Consider the following 7,411-nt stretch of genomic DNA (forward strand, 5'->3'; position numbering starts at 1 on the left):
ATGTAGGATCCCCGGACGTCAAAGCCGGTGGACACAACGCGTTGGACGTGATTCTTGAGGGTCTGCGCCGTCTCGAATACCGCGGATACGACTCCGCCGGTGTCGCTGTCATCGCGGACGGTACGGTGGATTACCGTAAGAAAGCGGGCAAGCTGACCAACCTCTTGGCCGAGCTGGAGGCGGACCCGCTGCCGAAATCCCAGATCGGTATCGGTCACACTCGCTGGGCCACGCACGGTGGTCCCTCGGACGTCAACGCACACCCCCATGTGGTTGACGGCGGCAAGCTGGCCATGATCCACAACGGCATTATCGAAAACTTCAACGAGATCAAGCGCGAATTGGCCGCCGAGGGCGAGACGTTCTTGTCCGAAACCGACACCGAGGTCGCCGCGGTGCTGTTGGCTCGCACCTACAATGCGCAGCCCGCTGACTCCAAGGACCTGACCGTGGCGATGCAGGACACGAGTCGTCGCCTGGAAGGCGCCTTCACGCTGCTGGCCGTGCACGCCGATCATCCCGACCGCGTGGTCGCATCGCGCCGTAACTCGCCGCTGGTCATCGGCCTGGGCGAGGGCGAGAACTTCCTGGGCTCGGATGTTTCCGGTTTCATCGACTACACCAAGAAGGCTGTGGAGATGGGGCAGGACCAGATCGTGACCATCACCGCCGATGACTACCAGATCGTGGACTTCAACGGTAACCCGGCGGAGGGCAAGCCCTTCGACATCGAATGGGACGCCGCAGCAGCGGAGAAGGACGGGTATCCGTCCTTCATGGAGAAGGAGATCCACGATCAGCCTTCCGCGGTGGAACAGACCCTGCTGGGCCGCCTGGACGAGTCCGGTCGCTTGACCCTGGACGAGATCAAGATTGACGAAGCCGTTCTGCGCTCGATCGACAAAATCGTGGTGATCGCCTGCGGTACGGCCTCCTACGCAGGACAGGTGGCCCGTTACGCCATCGAGCACTGGTGCCGGATTCCCACCGAGGTGGAACTGGCCCACGAGTTCCGATACCGCGACCCCATTGTCAATGAGAAGACCCTGGTCGTGGCGGTTTCCCAGTCCGGTGAGACCATGGACACCCTCATGGCCGTGCGACACGCGCAGGAGCAGGGCGCCAAGGTGGTTGCCATCTGCAACACCAACGGCTCCACGATTCCCCGTGAAGCGGACGCCGTGCTGTACACCCACGCCGGCCCCGAGATCGCGGTGGCCTCCACCAAGGCGTTCCTCGCCCAGATCACCGCGGCCTACCTGTTGGGTCTGTACCTGGCACAGCTGCGCGGCAACATGTTCAAGGACGAGGTCGCCACCATGCTCACCGAGCTGGAGGCCATGCCTGCAAAGATCCAGCGCGTGCTCGACGAGATCGAGGGCGACGTCAAGGATTTGGGGCAAGCCATGAAGGACGCTTCCTCCGTGCTGTTCCTGGGCCGTCACGTGGGCTTCCCCGTGGCCATGGAAGGTGCGCTCAAGCTCAAGGAGATCGCCTACATCCACGCCGAGGGCTTCGCCGCCGGTGAGCTCAAGCACGGCCCGATCGCCTTGATCGACGAGGGCCAGCCGGTCTTCGTGATCGTCCCGTCCCCCAATGGCCGTGACTCGTTGCACGCCAAGGTGGTTTCCAACATCCAGGAGATCCGCGCTCGCGGTGCCGTGACCATCGTGATCGCCGAAGAGGGGGACGAGGCCGTCAAGGACTTCGCCAACCACATCTTCTACGTGCCGGAGGCTCCCACTCTGCTGCAGCCGTTGCTGGCCACCGTGCCATTGCAGATCTTTGCTGCCGAGCTCTCCAGCGCCAAGGGCTATGACGTGGATCAGCCGCGCAACCTGGCCAAGTCCGTGACCGTCGAGTAATTTTTTTCGACTCACGCATCGCCGATGGCGGGTGCCCACCAAGACCTTGGTGGGCACCCGCCGTCGTCATTCGTGTCCGCGCCCGCGGGTAGGCTGGCGGGCATGATCGTGGGAACGGGCGTGGACATTGTGGATGTGGAGCGGTTCAAGAGACAGCTGGAACGGACACCTCGGCTGCGGGAGCGGCTGTTCGTGGCGCACGAACGCGACCTGTCCCTGAACTCGCTGGCCGCTCGGTTCGCTGTAAAGGAAGCCGCGGCCAAGGCACTGCTGGCCCCTCCCGGAATGATCTGGCAGGACTGCTGGATCACCAATGACGAACACGGTGCGCCCCGGTTACACACCACGGGCACGGTCGCAGAAGTGGCCGAACGGCGCGGTGTGCAGACATGGCACGTGACGATTTCCCACGACGGTGGGATGGCCGTGGCATTTGTCGTGGCCGAAGGGTCGGGAGGTCCCAAGAGTGATTGACGCATACACGGGCGCCGGCGTGCGCGCCGCGGAACAGCCCCTGCTCGATGCGGGCCACGGGGACATCTTGATGCGCCGAGCCGCACTGGGCTTGTCCCGGGTGTGCGAAACGCATTTGCGCCGCGCCAACCGCAAGGGCTTACTGTCCGGGACCACGGCCGTCATCCTGGTGGGCTCGGGCAACAATGGTGGTGATGGGCTGTGGGCCGGGTCGTTCCTACGCCGCGCGGGAGTGATGGTCACTGCCATTCTGACCGGTTCCACGGCTCACCCGCAGGGTCTCAAAGCCCTGCGAGCCCTGGGTGGTTCCGTGGTGCGGCTCGAAGGCCAGGGTGCAGCCACCGATCCGAACACAGCTCCCGACGCGTCGATCGCCGGTTTTCACGCCCTGGACCGGGGCCAGGCGCTGTCCACAATGACCTCTGCGCACCTGGTGCTCGATGCCATGCTGGGCACCGGGGCGTGGGGCGGTCTGCGCGGGGAGGCCGCGGCCCTCGTCGAGGACTTCAACGCTATCCGGCGCGAAAGCGCTACGGGCCCCCGCATCGTCGCGTGCGACGTGGTGTCCGGGGTGAACGCGGATAGCGGCGAGGCTCCGGAGCCGGTGCTGAAAGCCCACGCCACCGTGACTTTCGGTGCGGCCAAGGTGGCCCACGTGGTGGCCCCGGGGGAACAGTTGACGGGGCACCTCACGGTGATTCCCATTGGTATCGAAGACCGGTTGGAGCACCCCTCCGTGTACCGGCTCGAGGCCCAGGACATCCTTGCCGCGTGGCCGCGGCCGACCGCCACGGACACGAAATACACTCGCGGGGTCTTGGGTGTGGTTGCGGGAACCCCCAGTTATCCGGGGGCGGCAATCATGTCCACGAACGCCGCGGTGCAAACTGGAGCCGGAATGATTCGTTTCCTGGGAGACGCCTCCACGCGGGGCATGGTGCTGGCCCAGAGTCCCGAGGTGGTGTGTTCGGACGACCAACCGTGGGACGTTCATGTGCAGGCGTGGTTGGCGGGCCCGGGCGTCGCCGACGACGAGAGTCAGGCCGCCAGGGTCCAGGCCGTGGTCGAAGCCAAGGAACCGGCCGTGCTCGACGCCGGCGCCCTCACCGCCGCCGCGCAGTCCGTTGCGGACGGACGGCTGGGTGCGCACAAAATCCTGACTCCGCACGCGGGGGAACTCGAGCAGGTCTTCGCATGGCTCAAGGGATTCGGCCTCTCGGACGACGCCCCGGACCGCACCCGCATTGAAGCGGCACCCGTCCACTGGGCACGCGAGGCGGCCCGACTGACCGGTGCAACAGTGCTTCTCAAGGGTGCAACCACCATCATTGCCTCACCCGGGTCCGAGGAGCAGGACCAAGTGTGCCTGAGCATCGGACAGGCCAGCCCCTGGCTCGCCACCGCAGGATCGGGGGACACCCTCGCCGGGATCCTGGGCACGGTGCTCGCGCACGTGGCCGAGCACCCGGAGGCCCTCCGAAGGCTCGGGGAGTGGGCCCGCGGGGACGGTCGCTGGGCCGCCGCGGCCGCGCTGGGAGCCGGTGTGCACGCGCTTGCATCACGGGTGGATGGTGACGGCCCGGTTCCCCCCACGGTGCTGGCTGCCAACGTCCGCAGGGTGTTACGAACCCAGAGACAGTAAGTACCCGTTAGTCTTGGGTGTTGGCCAATGACGCCCCAACGCGCCCGCGCGCACGCAACGTCGTTCGCCAAGACATCAATCTCTAGGAGACAACCCCATGGAAGTTTGGCCCGGTCACGCCTATCCGTTAGGCGCCACATTCGACGGCACAGGCACCAATTTCGCCATCTTCTCGGAAGTGGCCGAAAAGGTTGAGCTGTGCCTGTTCGACGAGGACGGCCAAGAAACCCGCGTGGACGTCACCGCCGTGGACAGCTACGTATGGCACACCTACCTCCCGCAGATCCAACCCGGTCAGCGCTACGGCTACCGCGTGTACGGCCCGTGGGACCCGTCCCAAGGCCTGCGCTGCAACCCCAACAAGTTGCTGCTCGATCCCTACGCCAAGGCTGTGGAGGGTGGCATGGACTGGGACGAGTCCATGTTCTCCTACCACTTCGGTGATGAGGACTCCTACAACGATCAGGACTCCGCCGAGCACATGATGAAGGGCGTGGTGATCAACCCGTTCTTCGACTGGGAGGGCGACCGCACCCCGCACACGCCGTACCACAAGTCCGTGATCTACGAAGCCCACGTCAAGGGCCTGACCATGCAGCACCCGGAGGTTCCCGAGGAGCAGCGCGGTACGTACGCGGGCGTTGCGCACCCCTCGGTCATCGAGCACCTGCAGAAGCTGGGTGTGACGGCGATCGAGCTGATGCCGGTGCACCAGTTCGTGCAGGACTCCACGTTGTTGGACCAGGGGCTGCGCAACTACTGGGGCTACAACACCATTGCGTTCTTCGCTCCGCACAACGAGTACAGCTCGGCATCGCACCTGGGTAGCCAGGTCCAGGAGTTCAAGGCCATGGTGCGCGCACTGCACCAGGCGGACATCGAAGTGATCCTGGACGTGGTCTACAACCACACGGCCGAGGGCAATCACATGGGCCCCACACTGTCCATGAAGGGCATCGACAACAACGCCTACTACCGCACCGTTGACGATGACCACAAGTTCTACATGGACTACACCGGCACCGGTAATACCCTCAACGTGCGCCACCCGCACTCGCTGCAGCTGATCATGGATTCACTGCGCTACTGGGTGACGGAGATGCACGTGGACGGTTTCCGATTCGACCTGGCCGCGGCTCTGGCACGGGAGTTCTACGACGTGGACAAGCTCTCCACGTTCTTCGAACTCGTGCAGCAGGACCCCATTGTCTCGCAGGTCAAGCTCATTGCTGAGCCGTGGGACATCGGCCCGGGCGGTTATCAGGTGGGCAACTTCCCGCCGCAGTGGACCGAATGGAACGGTAAGTACCGTGACACCGTGCGCGATTTCTGGCGTGGCGAGCCGGCCAGCTTGGGTGAGTTCGCGTCCCGGATCACCGGTTCTGCGGATCTCTACGAGAACAGTGGCCGCCGTCCGTTCGCGTCCGTGAACTTTGTGACCGCTCACGACGGCTTCACGCTGCGCGACCTGGTCTCGTACAACGAGAAGCACAACGACGCCAACGGTGAGGGCAACAACGACGGCGAGTCCCACAACCGTTCCTGGAACTGCGGTGAGGAGGGCCCCACGGACGATCCCGCCGTCTTGGCTCTGCGAGCCCGCCAGCAGCGCAACTACCTGACCACCCTGCTGCTGTCCCAGGGCACACCCATGCTGCTGCACGGTGACGAGCTGGGCCGCTCGCAGGACGGTAACAACAACACGTACTGCCAGGACAACGAGCTGTCGTGGATCAACTGGGAGCGCATGGACGGTCCGTTGATCGAGTTCACGGCCGCGATCACGCACCTGCGGCAGAACCACCCCACGTTCCGCCGCTCGCAGTTCTTCGACGGCCGTCCCGTGGACATGGGCGAGCTCTCGGACGAAGATCCCATGCCGGACATTGCCTGGCTCAACGCGGACGGCACTCCCATGGTGCCGCAGGACTGGGATGAACCGCTGACCCGGTCCATGGGTATGTGGCTCAACGGACAGGGCATCGCGGGTGTGGACATGCGCGGCCGCCAGATCGTGGACGTCAACTTCATCGTGTACTTCAACTCGGCCCCCGAGGAAGTGGAGTTCACCCTGCCCGCCGCCAATTACGGTGAGAAGTGGGAAGAGATCCTGGACACCGCCGGTGAACACGGTGACGGTGAGATTCGCGATCATTCCACGCAGATCACGCTGGCCGGTAAGTCCACGGTGGTCCTGCGCGCGTGGGAAGCTCCCGAGGAAGAACCGGACGCCTCGGTTGCAGCCTCCGTGGCCGCGTACGCCCAGGTACCTCAGAGCCAGTAGTATTTCGCCGTGCGAGCGTGCCTTGACCCAGGGTGCGCACCGCGACCGCCGACGCCGCCCCGCACCGGGCGGCGTCGGCGGTTGCGTTAACGGTCGGCAAGATCACGGGCGGTGCGTTCTCGCTCGTGGCGGACCCGCTGGCATTGCGGGGCATGAGCGACAAGACTGGAAGCGTGCTGACTCCCACCTCAACGTACCGGTTGCAAATCACCTCACAGCAGGACCTCTTCCGCGCGGCGGAACTCGTCCCGTACCTGAAGCGTCTGGGCGCGGATTGGGTGTATCTCTCGCCCATTTTGCGCGCAACGAGTGGTTCGGACCACGGTTACGACGTGACCGACCCCACCGAGATCGATCCCGAACGCGGGGGAGCGGACGGTTTGACCGCGCTCTCGAAGGCCGCCCACGACGCGGCAATGGGCGTGGTGGTGGACATCGTGCCCAACCACCAGGGTGTTGCCGTGCCACGGGAGAACCCTTGGTGGTGGTCGCTGCTGACGGACGGCAAGAACAGCCCGCATGCCGATTCCTTCGATGTGGACTGGGCGGCTGGCAACGGCAAGATCCTGATTCCGGTGCTGGGCGACGGGGACGAGGACCTTTCCGCGCTGACCGTGGAGGACGGCACCCTGCGCTACTACGAGAACGTCTACCCGCTGGCCGAGGGGACGTATCAGGACGGCGACTCGCCCCAGGGTGTGCATGCCAAGCAGAACTACGAGCTCGTGAACTGGCGCCGCGGGGATTCCGAGCTGAACTACCGCAGGTTCTTCACCGTGACCACCCTGGCGGGCGTGCGAGTGGAGGACCAGAAGGTCTTTGACGACTCCCACGTGGAGGTGCGCCGCTGGTTCGACGAGAAGCTCGTGGACGGCCTGCGCATCGACCACCCGGACGGCGTACGGGATCCCGAGGACTACCTCGCGAAACTGGCGGACGTGACCGGTGGTGCCTGGACCACCGTGGAAAAAATCCTGGAACCCGGTGAGACGCTGCCACGGCAGTGGAAGACCGCCGGGACCACGGGTTACGACTCCCTCGGTTGGATCGACCGCGTGCTCACCAACCCAGAGGGTCACTACGAGTTGGCGTCCCTGGACACCAAGCTGCGCGAGGGCGACCCCGTGCGGTGGGAAGAACTGATCC

5 protein-coding genes are annotated in these 7,411 nt (G+C 64.9%); all 5 read left to right on the forward strand.

The window, feature by feature from the left end; genetic code table 11:
• Nucleotides 1-41 precede the first annotated feature (41 nt).
• Nucleotides 42-1,865, forward strand: a complete 1,824-nt coding sequence (glmS, locus tag Q4E95_RS09625; RefSeq protein ID WP_368660324.1) for a glutamine--fructose-6-phosphate transaminase (isomerizing) — start codon at nt 42-44, stop codon at nt 1,863-1,865.
• Between the two features lie 102 nt (nt 1,866-1,967).
• Nucleotides 1,968-2,339, forward strand: a complete 372-nt coding sequence (locus Q4E95_RS09630) for a holo-ACP synthase (RefSeq protein WP_303383102.1) — start codon at nt 1,968-1,970, stop codon at nt 2,337-2,339.
• A complete protein-coding gene (locus Q4E95_RS09635) occupies nt 2,332-3,981 on the forward strand; it encodes a bifunctional ADP-dependent NAD(P)H-hydrate dehydratase/NAD(P)H-hydrate epimerase (protein WP_303383103.1) in 1,650 nt (549 codons plus the stop codon). The genes Q4E95_RS09630 and Q4E95_RS09635 overlap by 8 nt, the downstream gene beginning before the upstream one ends.
• Before the next feature lie 97 nt (nt 3,982-4,078).
• Nucleotides 4,079-6,265, forward strand: coding sequence for a glycogen debranching protein GlgX (glgX, locus tag Q4E95_RS09640; protein WP_303383104.1), 2,187 nt, complete (start codon nt 4,079-4,081; stop codon nt 6,263-6,265).
• A gap of 173 nt (nt 6,266-6,438) precedes the next feature.
• Nucleotides 6,439-7,411, forward strand: a 973-nt coding sequence (locus tag Q4E95_RS09645) for an alpha-amylase family glycosyl hydrolase (RefSeq protein WP_303383106.1), incomplete at its 3' end; no start/stop codon positions are given.

Origin of the sequence: Kocuria sp., assembly GCF_030536815.1 — a bacterium.
Lineage (GTDB): Bacteria > Actinomycetota > Actinomycetes > Actinomycetales > Micrococcaceae > Kocuria > Kocuria gwangalliensis.

What these genes read in the sequence shown, in the direction of transcription:
- Q4E95_RS09630 (WP_303383102.1), top strand. Translation starts at nt 1,968, where the DNA reads ATGATCGTGGGAACGGGCGTGGACATTGTGGATGTGGAGCGGTTCAAG.
- glgX (WP_303383104.1), top strand. Translation starts at nt 4,079, where the DNA reads ATGGAAGTTTGGCCCGGTCACGCCTATCCGTTAGGCGCCACATTCGAC.